At 36.8% G+C, this 13,792-nt stretch carries 12 protein-coding genes; 7 read left to right on the top strand and 5 right to left on the bottom strand.

All coding sequences use genetic code 11. The features are described from left to right. Positions 1 to 47: 47 nt before the first annotated feature. From acs to EYD45_RS10670, 3 genes are all read right to left on the bottom strand, one after another. Positions 48 to 1,955 (bottom strand): acetate--CoA ligase, encoded by a 1,908-nt coding sequence (gene acs, locus EYD45_RS10680; RefSeq protein ID WP_130964540.1) that lies wholly within the window; start codon positions 1,953 to 1,955, stop codon positions 48 to 50. Between the two features lie 224 nt (positions 1,956 to 2,179). Next, complete coding sequence (locus tag EYD45_RS10675; protein WP_394343489.1) at positions 2,180 to 3,958, bottom strand: sodium:solute symporter family protein; 1,779 nt, start codon at positions 3,956 to 3,958, stop codon at positions 2,180 to 2,182. After that, on the bottom strand, positions 3,948 to 4,205 hold the full coding sequence (locus EYD45_RS10670; RefSeq protein WP_130964539.1) for a DUF4212 domain-containing protein: 258 nt from the start codon (positions 4,203 to 4,205) through the stop codon (positions 3,948 to 3,950). The genes EYD45_RS10675 and EYD45_RS10670 overlap by 11 nt, the downstream gene beginning before the upstream one ends. Positions 4,206 to 4,285: 80 nt before the next feature. Between EYD45_RS10670 and EYD45_RS10665 the strand changes: the two genes are divergently transcribed. The 3 genes from EYD45_RS10665 (at position 4,286) to EYD45_RS10655 (ending at position 6,188) form a co-directional block, all read left to right on the top strand. Then, positions 4,286 to 4,657, top strand: coding sequence for an RNA methyltransferase (locus EYD45_RS10665; protein ID WP_130964538.1), 372 nt, complete (start codon positions 4,286 to 4,288; stop codon positions 4,655 to 4,657). Between the two features lie 88 nt (positions 4,658 to 4,745). Continuing rightward, entirely contained in the window at positions 4,746 to 5,531 is a 786-nt protein-coding gene (locus EYD45_RS10660) for a carbonic anhydrase (RefSeq protein ID WP_130964537.1), read from the top strand. Positions 5,532 to 5,540: 9 nt separating this feature from the next. Next, positions 5,541 to 6,188, top strand: a complete 648-nt coding sequence (locus tag EYD45_RS10655) for an HAD family hydrolase (protein ID WP_130964536.1) — start codon at positions 5,541 to 5,543, stop codon at positions 6,186 to 6,188. A gap of 2 nt (positions 6,189 to 6,190) precedes the next feature. Here EYD45_RS10655 and EYD45_RS10650 read toward each other — a convergent pair whose 3' ends face one another. After that, positions 6,191 to 7,138, bottom strand: a complete 948-nt coding sequence (locus EYD45_RS10650; RefSeq protein ID WP_130964535.1) for a phosphoribosylaminoimidazolesuccinocarboxamide synthase — start codon at positions 7,136 to 7,138, stop codon at positions 6,191 to 6,193. A 167-nt stretch (positions 7,139 to 7,305) separates the two neighbouring features. Next, on the bottom strand, positions 7,306 to 8,259 hold the full coding sequence (locus EYD45_RS10645) for a PhoH family protein (RefSeq protein WP_130964534.1): 954 nt from the start codon (positions 8,257 to 8,259) through the stop codon (positions 7,306 to 7,308). A 247-nt stretch (positions 8,260 to 8,506) separates the two neighbouring features. On the opposite strand from EYD45_RS10645, the gene EYD45_RS10640 reads away from it, so the two are divergent. The 4 genes from EYD45_RS10640 (at position 8,507) to dnaN (ending at position 13,413) form a co-directional block, all read left to right on the top strand. After that, positions 8,507 to 9,373: an SAM hydrolase/SAM-dependent halogenase family protein gene (locus tag EYD45_RS10640; RefSeq protein ID WP_130964533.1), complete on the top strand. Its 867-nt coding sequence runs from the start codon at positions 8,507 to 8,509 to the stop codon at positions 9,371 to 9,373. A gap of 8 nt (positions 9,374 to 9,381) precedes the next feature. Beyond that, positions 9,382 to 9,678 (top strand): putative quinol monooxygenase, encoded by a 297-nt coding sequence (locus EYD45_RS10635; RefSeq protein ID WP_130964532.1) that lies wholly within the window; start codon positions 9,382 to 9,384, stop codon positions 9,676 to 9,678. Positions 9,679 to 9,807: 129 nt separating this feature from the next. Further along, the gene (gldG, locus tag EYD45_RS10630) at positions 9,808 to 12,210 is read left to right on the top strand and encodes a gliding motility-associated ABC transporter substrate-binding protein GldG (RefSeq protein ID WP_233702622.1); all 2,403 of its coding nucleotides are present in this window, start codon (positions 9,808 to 9,810) and stop codon (positions 12,208 to 12,210) included. 84 nt (positions 12,211 to 12,294) lie between these two features. Then, a complete protein-coding gene (gene dnaN, locus EYD45_RS10625; protein ID WP_130964531.1) occupies positions 12,295 to 13,413 on the top strand; it encodes a DNA polymerase III subunit beta in 1,119 nt (372 codons plus the stop codon). Positions 13,414 to 13,792: the final 379 nt, after the last annotated feature.

The raw sequence follows: 13,792 nt of genomic DNA, 5'->3' as shown, positions 1-13,792 counted from the left end.
TTAAAAAATCAAGTTATATATGAAATAATACTGTATTTGATTTTATACTATAACACATTATCCATAATATCCTGAACCACTTCTGGGTTTAGTAACGTACTAGTATCACCTAAATTACTTGTGTCATTACTAGCAATTTTTCGTAAAATACGTCTCATAATTTTCCCTGAACGCGTTTTAGGTAATCCTTTGGTGAATTGAATCTTATCCAACTTAGCAATCGGTCCCACATGTTCAGTGATAATCTGGTTGATTTCTTTTCGCAGGTTATCATGCACACGTCCTTCACCCACATCCTTTAAAATAACATAACCATACAGAGCATTTCCTTTAATATCATGCGGAAAACCTACTATTGCACTTTCGGCCACAGCAGGGTGTTCGTTTACAGCATCTTCTATGGGTGCGGTTCCTAGGTTATGTCCTGATACGATAATGACATCGTCTACCCTACCTGTAATTCTATAGTACCCAACTTCGTCCCGCAACGCACCATCACCAGTAAAATATTTATTTTCAAAAGCTGAGAAATAAGTGTCCTTATAACGCTGATGATTACCCCAAATGGTTCTTGCCATGGAAGGCCATGGGAACTTGATACATAAACGTCCAGAAACTTGGTTTTCCTTTAACTCCTTTCCTTCTTCATCCATTAAAGCTGGTTGAATCCCAGGAAAAGGTAACGTTGCATAGGTTGGTTTTGTAGGTGTTGCAAAAGGGATAGGTGTAATCATAATTCCGCCAGTTTCAGTTTGCCACCAAGTATCTACAATCGGACTCTGCTTTTTACCAATATTATCATTGTACCAATGCCACGCTTCTTCATTTATAGGCTCACCTACCGAACCTAAAACCTTAAGTGAAGATAAATCGTATTTTTCAACCAATTCCAATCCCTCTTTAGCTAAAGCTCTAATTGCCGTTGGTGCCGTGTAAAATTGGTTGATTTTATGTTTTTCCACGATATCCCAAAAACGTCCAAAATCAGGATAACTTGGCACACCTTCAAACATCACCGTTGTTGCGCCATTAGCTAAAGGACCGTAAACAATATAACTGTGTCCCGTTATCCAACCTATATCGGCAGTACACCAATATACATCACCTTCTTTGTATTGAAACACATTTTTAAATGTATAAGCGGTATAAACCATATAACCAGCAGTACTGTGCACCATCCCTTTAGGCATACCGGTAGAGCCAGATGTATAAAGTATAAATAGTGGATCTTCAGCATCCATAACTTCAGGAACACAATCTTCATAAGCTTCTTCCAATAAAGGTGCAATCCACTCATCACGACCTTCTTTCATATTGATTTCAGAATGTATACGCTTCACCACTAAAACGGATTCTACACACGGGCATTCATTCAAAGCCTCATCTACAATGCCTTTTAAATCGATGGTTTTGGCACCACGATAGGAACCATCACTTGTAATCACCATTTTACAGTCACTATCGTTAATTCTGGTGGCTAAAGCAGTTGAAGAAAACCCAGCAAACACCACAGAATGTATGGCACCAATCCTAGCGCATGCCAAAGTGGCAATAGCCAGTTCAGGAATCATCGGTAAGTAAATACAAACCCTATCCCCTTTTTTAATGCCTTTATCCTTTAACACATTTGCGAATTGGCAAACACGTTTATGAAGTTGCCTGTATGTGATGTGTTCCGCTGCTTCATTGGGGTTATTTGGCTCAAATAAAATCGCCGTTTTGTTTGCACTGGTGGTCAAATGCCTATCGATACAATTTACCGTAATATTAAGTTTTGCCCCTTCAAACCACTTTACCTCAGGTTTTGAAAAATCCCAAGTAAGCACATTATCCCATTTTTTGTACCATAAAAAATGTTCTTCGGCAATCTCTTCCCAAAAATGCTCTGGCTCCCTCACCGATTTTCGATATACTTGATAGTATTCTTCTAAGTGTTTTATATGGTAGTTACTCATTGGTCTTTTAGTTTATATTGGTGTGATTTTAAATTTCGAACTTTAAAAATAACAAAATATAGCGGTTTTTTGAGTGTTTTAGACAGACAAGCTATAAGTTTTTGATAAGCACTTGCCTAGGCGGATAAGTGCGCTAGGGATTGCAGAGGAAAGCCCACAGCCCGACGCAGGAGGTGCGAGGACTTGGAACGTAAAGCCCGCCCGCAGGGAGCGCCCAAAAAAAATTAATGCGTGGCCTCACCAGCACCACTTGGTATCCTAATGTTCTCAACTATTTCCTGAACGTCTTCTGGAGGTGCAGGTGTAAATTTCATTATTACGATTGACACTATAAAATTCAACACCATGGCAACAGTACCAAAACCTTCTGGCGAAATACCAAACCACCATTCACTTTTGTCTGGAACGGTTTCGTCAAACCACCCTAGTTTGTATTTTATCATGTAAAGCAACATGGCGGTAATACCAATGACCATCCCCGCTATAGCACCTTCTTTATTCATGCGTTTGTAAAATATTCCTAAAATGATAGCAGGGAAAAAAGATGCCGCTGCTAGACCGAATGCCAAAGCTACAACTGCAGCTACAAACCCTGGAGGATTAATGCCAAAATAGCCAGCAACACACACAGCGCCAACTGCTGACAAACGTGCCGCCAATAATTCCCCATGCTCTGAAATAGATGGTTTAATTATTTTTTTAATCAAATCGTGAGATACTGATGAGGAAATTACTAGGAGCAATCCTGCAGCGGTAGACAATGCTGCGGCTAAACCTCCTGCCGCAACCAAAGCGATGACCCAATTGGGCAATCTTGCAATCTCGGGATTTGCAAGCACCATAATATCTCTATCAACATAGAGTTCATTTTTAGTGCTATTATTGGGGCTCTGAAAATCGAATTTGCCATTTTCATCCTTTAAATACGCGTCTCCTTTTACATATTGAATATGTCCATCCCCATTTTTATCTGTAAAACTTATCAGCTTGGTTTCTTCCCATTTCTTAAACCATTCGGGAACTTCGGCATAAGGTTTATTTGAAACTGTTTCAATTAAATTGGTTCTTGCAAAAGCTGCAACTGCAGGTGCTGTAGTGTATAAAATTACGATAAGCAACAAGGCGATACCTGCTGATTTTCTTGCGTCCTTAACTCGCTTTACCGTAAAAAACCTGACGATTACATGCGGCAAACCAGCAGTGCCAACCATAAGTGCGAGTGTTATGGCGAATACATCAATCATAGTTTTAGACCCTTCGGTATATTCAGAAAAACCTAGTTCGGCACTTAATCCATCTAATTTGTCCAGCAAATACGTTCCCGATCCATCAGAAAGTGTGTCTCCAAACCCTAACTGCGGAATGGGATTTCCTGTCATCTGTATTGAAATAAAAATAGCAGGTAGCATAAAGGCAAAAATCAACACACAATATTGTGCCACCTGCGTATATGTGATGCCTTTCATACCGCCAAGAACGGCATAAAACAAAACAATGAGCATTCCGATGATTACACCAGTATTGATATCGACTTCCAAAAAACGCGAAAACACGATACCCACGCCTCGCATCTGACCTGCCACATAGGTAAACGATACTAAAAGCGCGCACAAAACAGCTACGAAACGTGCTACTTTTGAGTAATATCTGTCTCCAATAAAATCAGGCACAGTGAACTTACCAAATTTGCGTAAATAGGGCGCGAGAAGTAATGCTAATAGTACGTAACCTCCTGTCCAGCCCATTAAATACACAGCACCATCATAACCCGCAAAAGAAATTATACCTGCCATTGAAATAAACGAAGCTGCACTCATCCAATCTGCGGCCGTTGCCATACCGTTTGCCAATGGAGACACACCGCCTCCAGCCACATAAAAATCCTTTGTTGATGAAGCTCTGGACCAAATGGCTATCCCAATGTAAATAGCAAATGTAACCCCAACTAAAATATATGTCCAATTTTGAACACCAATACCCTCTAAAATCAAACTATGCATCATAACCGTACTTTTTATCAAGTCTATTCATGATACGTACATAAACAAAAATGAGGATTACAAATACATACATAGCACCTTGCTGTGCAAACCAAAATCCTAGCTTAAAGCCTCCTATTTTAATGGTATTTAGAGCATCTTTAAAAAGAACTCCCGCTCCAAAAGACACAAGAAACCAAATGAGTAATAAGATTAAGACGTACTTTATATTTTCCTTCCAGTATGCTGAGGCATGCTTTGTTTTCGCCATATTTTTATTATTTAGTTGGAGCCTCAAGATAACATCATTTTTCAATATATTTGAAAGACCATATCATAAATGCAAAATTTATGGCGTACGACGAGTATTTAGCAGATAGAATTCGAAAGCACTTAAATGAGAAGCACATTGGTTTCTCTGAATTAAAAATGATGGGCGGGTTATGCTTTAAAGTGGATGATAAAATGCTCTGCGGCATTCATATTGATAAAAAATATGGTGATAGTTTATTCATGGCGCGTATTGGTTTAGATGCTCACTCAACCGCATTGGAAAGACCAGAATGCCTGCCTATGGATTTTACAGGACGACCTATGAAGGGTTATATCTTTGTAACTCCAGATGGATTTGATACCGATGATGACTTGGGTTATTGGTTGGATTTATGTTTGGCTTTTAATCCGTTGGCAAATGCGAGTAAATCGCGGAAACGTAAAAGTTAGTTTTTTTTGTAAAAACTGACATTTGTAAGGTTTTAGTCTTCTTGAAGCAGTTAATTTTGTAGTATCCACACATAAAAACGATATACACGTGAAAACTACAATTGGCTTAGCCCTTTTAGCATCAACATTTCTACTATCATCCTGTATACAATACGACAAAGACAAACACAAAGCAGATTATAGAAAACATTTGCACTGGGGCTATTCTGGGGAAACGGCACCAGAATATTGGACAGAAATTGAAAAAAATTCTGATTGTGGTGGAGCATACCAATCGCCTATAAACATCATACATAGGCGTACAGACTCCATGCAAATACAGGGGGATTTAAAAATACAATACACGCCAACAACTTTGTTAAAAGAAGTTGAAAATAACGGGCACTCTATCCAGTTTGATTTTGAGGAAGGCGATTCCATTAATTATAAAAACGAAACGTATTATCTGAAACAAATACATTTTCATGAACCGTCGGAACATAAAATAAACGGGCTTATTTATCCCTTGGAAATGCATTTGGTACACATGAACAAATCTGGTAACATCACCGTCTTAGGGCTTTTGGGGGAAGAAGGAGAAGAGAGTCAGTTATTCGAATTTTTTGAGAGTTTTTTGCCTCTTAAAAATGGAGCAGTAAAAGATATTCATCAAAAAGTAGACTTATCTAGTCTATTTCTAGAAGATAAGCATTACTACTCTTATACAGGATCGCTAACTACCCCTCCCTGTAGCGAAAATGTGAACTGGATTGTATTTAAAGAACCCATTATTTTATCAGTTGAAGAAGTTATTAAACTAAGAGACAACATGCCTTTAAATAATTATAGGAATGAGCAGCCTATAAATGATAGGGTTGTTAACTATAATTACTAGCTTTGACATATGACCTACAAAGCCATAATTTTTGATCTGGACGGCACCTTAGTAAATTCCATTTATGATATTGCCGACGCAATGAATACCGTTTTAAAACAAAGAAACTATCCTACTTTTGATTACGACACCTACAAAACCTTTGTTGGCCATGGTGTGAAGCGCTTAATTGAAGAAGCCATACCACAAAACCACTTAAGTGATACATTAGTTAACGCGTGCCTTTCTGAAATGATGCACACCTATTCTGAATCATGCACTAATAAAACCAAACCTTACGATGGTATATTATCTCTTTTGAACTCCTTACATGACCAAGGTGTTAAACTAAGTGTGCTTTCTAACAAGGAGGATACTTTAACAAAAAAAGTAGTTAGAGCTTTATTGCCGCAATGCTTAAATCCTGTTTTAGGTTTAAAAGAAGAAGCTTTAAAAAAGCCAAATCCCAAAGTAGCATTACAGATATGCAGTGCACTAAATGTAACCCCAGAAGAAACCATTTATGTTGGGGACAGCAATGTAGATATGCAAACTGCAAAACGTGCCAATATGAAAGCAGTTGGTGTTAGTTGGGGATTTAGAGACAAAAAAGAACTCGTAGAGGCTGGAGCAGATTACATATTGCATAAGCCTATGGACTTGCTTAAAATCTTGTAAGGTTATTTTAAATACTCTAAAACATTTTTCTCAATACGCTCCTGAATATTACTAACATCGGCTTTTACAAAAGTCTCTCCTGTGATATTCTCGTATAACTCGATATATCTATCGCTAACGGTTTCAATATATTCATCGCTCATATAAGGCACAGTTTGTCCTTCTAAGCCCTGAAAATTATTAGATATTAACCATTGGCGTACAAACTCTTTTGACAATTGTTTTTGAGGTTCACCCTTATCTTGACGTTCTTCATAACCGTCGGCATAAAAATAACGCGAGGAATCTGGAGTGTGGATTTCATCAATCAGCACAATTTTACCTTCCTTGGTTTTTCCAAATTCATATTTGGTGTCTACCAAAATTAACCCTCTTGATGCCGCTATTTCAGAACCTCTTTGAAATAGCTTCTTGGTGTAATCTTCAAGAACATTATAATCTTCTTCAGAAACAATACCTCGCTTTAAAATATCCTCACGAGAAATATCTTCATCATGATTGCCCTGTTCTGCTTTGGTTGCTGGCGTAATAATTGGCTCTGGAAAAGCATCATTCTCTTTCATACCCTCTGGCATTGGCACGCCACATAGCATACGTTTTCCTGCTTTATATTCACGAGCTGCATGACCACTCATGTAGCCTCTAATTACCATTTCTACTTTAAATGGTTCGCACAAATGGCCTACCGCAACATTTGGATCTGGTGTAGCTGTTAACCAATTAGGCACCAAATCTTCTGTGGCCGCCATCATTTTAGTCGCAATTTGGTTTAGGATTTGCCCTTTATACGGAATCCCTTTTGGCATTACCACATCAAATGCTGATAGCCTATCGGTAGCAATCATTACCAATTGCTCGTCATTTATATTGTAAACTTCTCTTACTTTTCCTTTGTATACGTTCTTTTGTCCAGGAAAATTGAAATTGGTATCTATTATGGTGTTACTCATTTTTTGACGGTTTATGAGTTGATTTGTTTATTCGTTTAAAGTTAAGCAATGCATTTAGCAAATATGTTTAGCCCCGATTGAGGCTTTGTTGAAGCTCTTTTTGTGTTGTTGCACCTATGCAACACAAAAAAGCGACTGCCGAAAGCGGGAAAAAGCTCCTAAAACATTTAATCTCTGTTTTCAATACTCTTGTATGCTGCAATTACTTTTTTAACTAGTTTGTGGCGTATTACGTCCTTATCATCTAAAAATATGATGCCTACGCCATCAACATTTTTAAGGATAAGAAGGGCTTCCTTTAATCCAGATATGGTTCTGCGCGGTAAATCTATCTGCCCTGGATCTCCCGTTAACAGAAACTTTGCATTTTTGCCCATACGCGTTAAAAACATCTTCATTTGGGCGTGGGTTGTGTTTTGGGCTTCATCTAAAATCACAAATGCATTATCCAGCGTACGACCTCGCATAAAGGCCAAAGGTGCTATTTGTATAGTACCTTTTTCTATATAGCTTGCTAATTTCTCTGGGGCAATCATATCACGTAAACCGTCATATAGCGGCTGCATGTATGGATCTAATTTTTCCTGTAAATCTCCAGGTAAAAACCCTAGATTTTCTCCTGCTTCTACGGCAGGGCGTGTTAAAATAATGCGTTTTACTTCTTTATTTTTAAGTGCCTGAACTGCCAAAGCTACACCTGTATACGTTTTTCCTGTTCCTGCTGGCCCTATGGCAAATACCATATCGTTCTTGCGCATGCTTTCAACAAGTCGCCTTTGATTTACGGTTTGAGCCTTGATTATTTTTCCACCTACGCCGTGTACAATAGCTTCACCGCTATCTTTTGATGTTTTGTAATCGTCACTACTTTGGCTAGTAAGCACACGCTCTATGACGTTTTCATCCAGTTTATTATATTTTCCAAAATGCTTTAACAACATGGAAATGCGTCTATCAAATTCTTCCAGCAATTCTTCATCACCAAAAGCTTTAATTTTATTACCACGAGCAACAATTTTTAATTTAGGGAAGTACTTTTTTAGAAGTTCTATGTTGGCATTTTGAGCTCCAAAAAATTCTTTCGGAGATATTTCTTCTAGTTCTAAAATAATTTCGTTCAAAAGCGTTTATTTAATATAGATTAGGTTTAAAAACATAACTTAAAAAATGTATTATTAGGTAAAATGATATATCGGTGTTTTTCAGAATATTATTTTTGAATATATCTAGTTCACGAACCTACTTTTTAGATTTAAAGATGAAAGTTTAAATCGAAAAATTACGTAGGTTTGTATATCATTCTCTCTAAGTCCAAAAATACATAATTTTAGAGGAGTTAACCTTAAAAACATATCAACAAATTTGCCCATGGCAATTATAACACTAACAACCGATTTTGGTGAGAAAGACCACTTTACTGGTGCAACAAAAGGCGCTATTTACAGTGAACTTCCTGATGTGAATATTGTTGATATCTCACATAACGTTTCACCGTTTAATATTCCAGAAGCTGCCTATATTATTCAAAATGCCTATAGCAGTTTTCCTGCTGGAACCATTCATATTATTGGAATAGATTCTGAGTTGAACGAGGAGAACAAACATATTGCCATGAAATTGGACGATCATTATTTTATATGCGCCAACAATGGTATTATGAGTATGATTTGTTCTGAAATTGCTCCAGAAAAAATTGTGGAAATCAACATTCATGATAAGATACAAACCAGTTTTCCCGTGCTGGATGTATTTGTAAAAGTGGCATGCCATATTGCACGCGGTGGTACTTTAGAAGTTATAGGAAAGCCCATAAGCGCCATAAAACCCATTAACAATTTGAAGCCTAATGTTAATGAAGACAAGACCAAAATTGTTGGCAATGTGATTTATATAGATAATTACGGCAATGTGGTAACCAATATTCGGAAAAAGTTTTTTGAGACCATACAAAAAGGGCGCAAGTTTGAAATTACAGCACGCCAGTATACATTTAAAACCATTTACAAAAAGTATAGCGATGTGGTGAATTTTGATACACCTAAGGAAAAGCGTCAAGATGAAGGCAAAGGTTTAGTAGTTTTTAATTCTGGCGGGTTTCTTGAAATAGCCATGTATAAAAGTGATTCTGATAAACACGGAAGTGCCGCTACATTGATGGGATTACAAGTTAGAGATACCATTGGCATAGAGTTTATAACTGTTCCTGTGATAACTCAAAAAGAGGATATTTTTTAAACAACATTATGCTGGTACGAATTGTAAAAATGAGCTTTGAAGCGCAATCTATTGACAAATTCCTTAATATTTTTGAACAAAATAAAGCACACATTAGAAACTTTGAAGGTTGTGAGTTTTTAGAATTGTACAGAGATAAAAATCAAAACAACATATTTTTTACTTATAGTTACTGGGCGTCTGAAAGTGATTTGGAAAATTATAGACATTCTGAATTATTTAAAACTGTTTGGAGTGAAACCAAGGTACTTTTTAATGCGAAACCTGAAGCTTGGAGTGTGGATAAATTGGAAAGTTTAAAATAATATAAACCTCATTGCGAGACAAATTATTAGATTTGTCGCAGCAATCTTATAATTTAAAAGATTACGTCGTCCTAAACTACGTTTGGGTATTTTCAATCAAAATATATTTTGATTTTTAATAGCCTCGTAATGACGCAAACAAAAACAATGCTAGCACTACTTAAAAAAGAAATAAACACATTTTTTGCATCACCAATAGGCTATTTAGTTATTGCCATTTTTTTGGTTTTAAATGGCTTGTTTCTTTGGGTATTTAAGGGAGAATTCAATATTCTGGATTACGGATTTGCAGATTTATCAGCTTTCTTTCTATTAGCACCTTGGATTTTATTATTTCTAATTCCTGCTGTGACTATGCGCAGTTTTTCAGATGAAAAAAAACAGGGAACTTTAGAATTATTACTGACAAAACCTATTTCCCATCTCAACATCGTTTTAGGTAAATTTTTAGGGGCTTTTATTCTGATTTTAATGGCATTGTTACCAACGCTTTTATATGTGTATTCCGTTTTTCAACTAGGAAATCCTATTGGAAATTTGGATTTGGGCAGCACGTTTGGTTCTTATTTCGGACTTGTGTTTTTAGCTGCTGCCTACACCACTATTGGAGTGTTCTGCTCGACCTTATCCTATAATCAAATTGTGGCTTTTATCACATCTGTGTTTATTTGCCTGTTCTTTTTTATTGGTTTCGAGGGTATTTCAGGGTTTACCTCAAGTACTATTGTAGAACAATTCGGGATGAATTATCATTACAAAAGTATGAGTCGAGGTGTCATAGACTCCAGAGATATCATCTACTTTTTAAGCGTTGTTGTATTTTTTATTTTATTGACACGTTTAGGCATTAAAACTGGAAAAGTAAATAAAACCGATGTCACTAAAATCGTGATGGTTTTTATGGGTTTGTTGGTTTTAAACATCGCTTCCACCTATGCTTATAAACGTTTGGATGTCACAACAGACCAACGCTACACTTTAAGTGATTCGGCAAAAGACATCATCAATAAGGCAGATTCCCCAATAGTCGTCGACGTTTTTTTAAAAGGAGACGATTTCCCGTCAGAGTTTAGGCGTTTACAGACTGAAACACGTCAGCTATTGGAAGAGTTCTCTAATGAAAATGGCAATGTAGCTTTTAGTTTTATCAATCCCTTAGAAGATGAATCTACTCGCCAACAGACCATTCAAGTGATGACACAACGTGGTTTGACACCGATGCAACTTGAAGTTAAAGAAAACGGAAAAGCCACACAGGAAGTTATTTTCCCATGGGCTTTGGCAAGTTATAACGAGCAAACCGTAATTATACCGTTAGTAAAAACAAAGATTGGAGCATCACAGCAAGAATTGGTCACTAATTCTGTACAGCATCTGGAATATGCATTTGCTGATGGTTTTAAAAAATTGGTCACTCCAAAATCCAAGAAAATAGCGGTATTAAAAGGTAACACACAACTGGCTGATAGATACATTGCTGATTTTGCCAAAACTTTAGGCGAATATTACTTTATTGCACCATTTACTTTGGATAGTGTTGCCAATAATTCTCAAAAAACATTGCAAGATTTAAGCGGTTATGATTTGGTGATTTCAGCAAAACCAACTGAACCCTTTACCGAAGAGGAAAAATTTGTTTTGGACCAATACACTATGCAAGGTGGCAAAAGTTTATGGCTGATTGACGCTGTGGCCATGGAAAAGGATAGTTTGTATAACGAAGCAGGTAAAAATTATGCTATTGGTAGAGATTTAAACCTAACAGACTTCTTTTTTAATTATGGCGTTCGCATTAATCCAGTAATGGTGGCTACACCCTACTCTGCTCCTATTACCTTGGCTATTGGAGATGGTAGCGATTCACAATTTCAACATTTAAATTGGCCGTATTCGCCTTTGGCTAATTCCGAAAGCAATCATCCTATTACCAATAATTTGAATTTTGTGCGTTTTGATTTTGCTAGTCCTATTGACACGCTTAAAAATGATATTAATAAGACAATTCTTTTAGAAACCGCACCAATTTCCAGATTGGAAGGCACACCACGAGAAATTAGTTTGGAATTAGTAACCAAACCCATCGACCCTAAAACCTTCAACAGCGAAACGCAGTCACTTGCAGTACTGTTGGAAGGCGAATTTAAATCGGCTTTTGCAAATCTAGTTACGCCTTTCGACGTTAAAGCTAGAAAGGATAAAAGTGTTGCTACAAAAATGATTTTGATTTCTGATGGCGATGTGATTAAAAACGATGTAGTGCGCAACAGACCACAAGAATTAGGGTTTGATAGATGGACCGGAAAATTATATGGCAACAAGGAATTTTTATTAAACGCGGTGAATTATCTTTTGGACGATAACGGACTTATAAACATTCGTAGTAAAGAAATTGAAGTCGCCTTTTTAAATCAGGAAAAAATAGCTGAAGAAAAAACGCTTTGGCAACTGCTAAACATTGGATTACCAATAGCTTTACTGGCACTGTTCGGTTTTGGCTTTAACTACCTTAGAAAGAAAAAATACGCTAGCTAACTGTTAATAAGTTTGTTTCGATAAAACGTTGCTTTAAGATATATTTGTAGGTAACGATTTTCTTAACAAAACTATTCCAAGTAGATGAAATTTATAGTATCAAGTACTTACCTTTTAAAGCAATTACAGGTTTTGGGTGGTGTTATCAACAGTTCTAACACGCTACCTATTTTAGATAATTTTTTGTTTGAGTTAGATCATACAAAATTAACTGTTTCTGCCAGTGATTTGGAGACTACCATGTCTTCTACACTTGATGTAGAAAGTGATAGTGAAGGTAGTGTTGCCATTCCTGCACGTTTGCTTTTGGATACCTTAAAAACATTCCCAGAACAACCTTTAACTTTTGTTGTAGAAGACAATAACACCGTTGAAATTAGTTCAAATCACGGTAAATATGCTTTGGCGTATGCTAGTGGTGAGGAATTCCCTAAGGCTGTGGCTTTGGAAGACCCGAGTAAAACTGTAATGTTGGGAGATATTTTAGCCAATGCCATTAGCAAAACTATTTTTGCAGCAGGAAATGATGATTTACGCCCTGTAATGAGCGGTGTCTTTTTCCAGTTTTCTACTGAAGGATTAACCTTTGTGGCTACTGATGCACATAAATTGGTAAAATATACAAGGGAAGACGTCAATGCAAGTCAGGTAGCAGAATTTATCATGCCTAAAAAACCTTTGAATTTACTGAAAGGTATTTTAGCAGGAAGCGAAGATGAAGTAACGATTGAATACAACGACTCAAACGCAAAGTTTACTTTTGAAAATTCTGAGTTGATTTGTCGTTTGATAGATGGGAAATACCCTAATTACGAAGCGGTAATCCCAAAGGAGAATCCAAATAAATTAAGTATTGACCGTACGCAATTTTTAAACTCTGTGCGTCGTGTTAGTATTTTCTCTAACAAAACCACACACCAAATACGCCTGAAGATTGCAGGTGCCGAATTAAATATTTCTGCGGAAGATATCGATTACAGCAACAAAGCCGAAGAGCGTTTAACGTGCGATTATCAAGGTGATGATATGCAAATAGGCTTTAACTCGCGTTTTTTAACCGAGATGCTGAACAACTTAAGTTCTACCGATGTGCAATTAGAAATGAGTATGCCTAATCGTGCAGGTATTTTAACACCTGTGGACGGATTGGATGAAGGCGAACAAATTACAATGTTGGTAATGCCAGTGATGTTGAATAGTTAGTTGTCGGCATTAAAATAATAAATTTGTCATTCTGAATTTATTTAAGAATCTAGTTATATTGAAGAAGCAGTAATCAAGTTTAAGATTGCTGCTTTTTTTATGACACTCAATATCATCTCGTTTGCTTACAACGTTTTCTATGGCGTTTAAAGCATCTTTTAGTTTTATATTCATCAATATAATACCATTAGAAAAGTCTTTAAAAGCGATTAACAACTGTAAAAAATTGCAGACAACTTTTATTTATACAGATAAGCCAGCAAACACACCCGCGTTAGGGATTGAACGGCATGTTTGAGCTCCTCGCAGAGAGCGAGTAGTGAAAGCCCGACCCGACCTTAGGAGGGTAACGCCCAACTTATCGATACAATTTCGATAA

Source organism: Hyunsoonleella flava, assembly GCF_004310325.1.
Taxonomy (GTDB): domain Bacteria; phylum Bacteroidota; class Bacteroidia; order Flavobacteriales; family Flavobacteriaceae; genus Jejuia; species Jejuia flava.
Note: the sequence above shows the minus strand (reverse complement) of the source record. Positions and strands in the feature narration are given on the sequence as shown.

What these genes read in the sequence shown, in the direction of transcription:
- acs (WP_130964540.1), bottom strand. Translation starts at nt 1,955, where the DNA reads ATGAGTAACTACCATATAAAACACTTAGAAGAATACTATCAAGTATAT.
- EYD45_RS10675 (WP_394343489.1), bottom strand. Translation starts at nt 3,958, where the DNA reads ATGATGCATAGTTTGATTTTAGAGGGTATTGGTGTTCAAAATTGGACA.
- EYD45_RS10670 (WP_130964539.1), bottom strand. Translation starts at nt 4,205, where the DNA reads ATGGCGAAAACAAAGCATGCCTCAGCATACTGGAAGGAAAATATAAAG.
- EYD45_RS10665 (WP_130964538.1), top strand. Translation starts at nt 4,286, where the DNA reads ATGGCGTACGACGAGTATTTAGCAGATAGAATTCGAAAGCACTTAAAT.
- EYD45_RS10655 (WP_130964536.1), top strand. Translation starts at nt 5,541, where the DNA reads ATGACCTACAAAGCCATAATTTTTGATCTGGACGGCACCTTAGTAAAT.
- EYD45_RS10650 (WP_130964535.1), bottom strand. Translation starts at nt 7,138, where the DNA reads ATGAGTAACACCATAATAGATACCAATTTCAATTTTCCTGGACAAAAG.
- EYD45_RS10640 (WP_130964533.1), top strand. Translation starts at nt 8,507, where the DNA reads ATGGCAATTATAACACTAACAACCGATTTTGGTGAGAAAGACCACTTT.
- EYD45_RS10635 (WP_130964532.1), top strand. Translation starts at nt 9,382, where the DNA reads ATGCTGGTACGAATTGTAAAAATGAGCTTTGAAGCGCAATCTATTGAC.
- gldG (WP_233702622.1), top strand. Translation starts at nt 9,808, where the DNA reads ATGACGCAAACAAAAACAATGCTAGCACTACTTAAAAAAGAAATAAAC.
- dnaN (WP_130964531.1), top strand. Translation starts at nt 12,295, where the DNA reads ATGAAATTTATAGTATCAAGTACTTACCTTTTAAAGCAATTACAGGTT.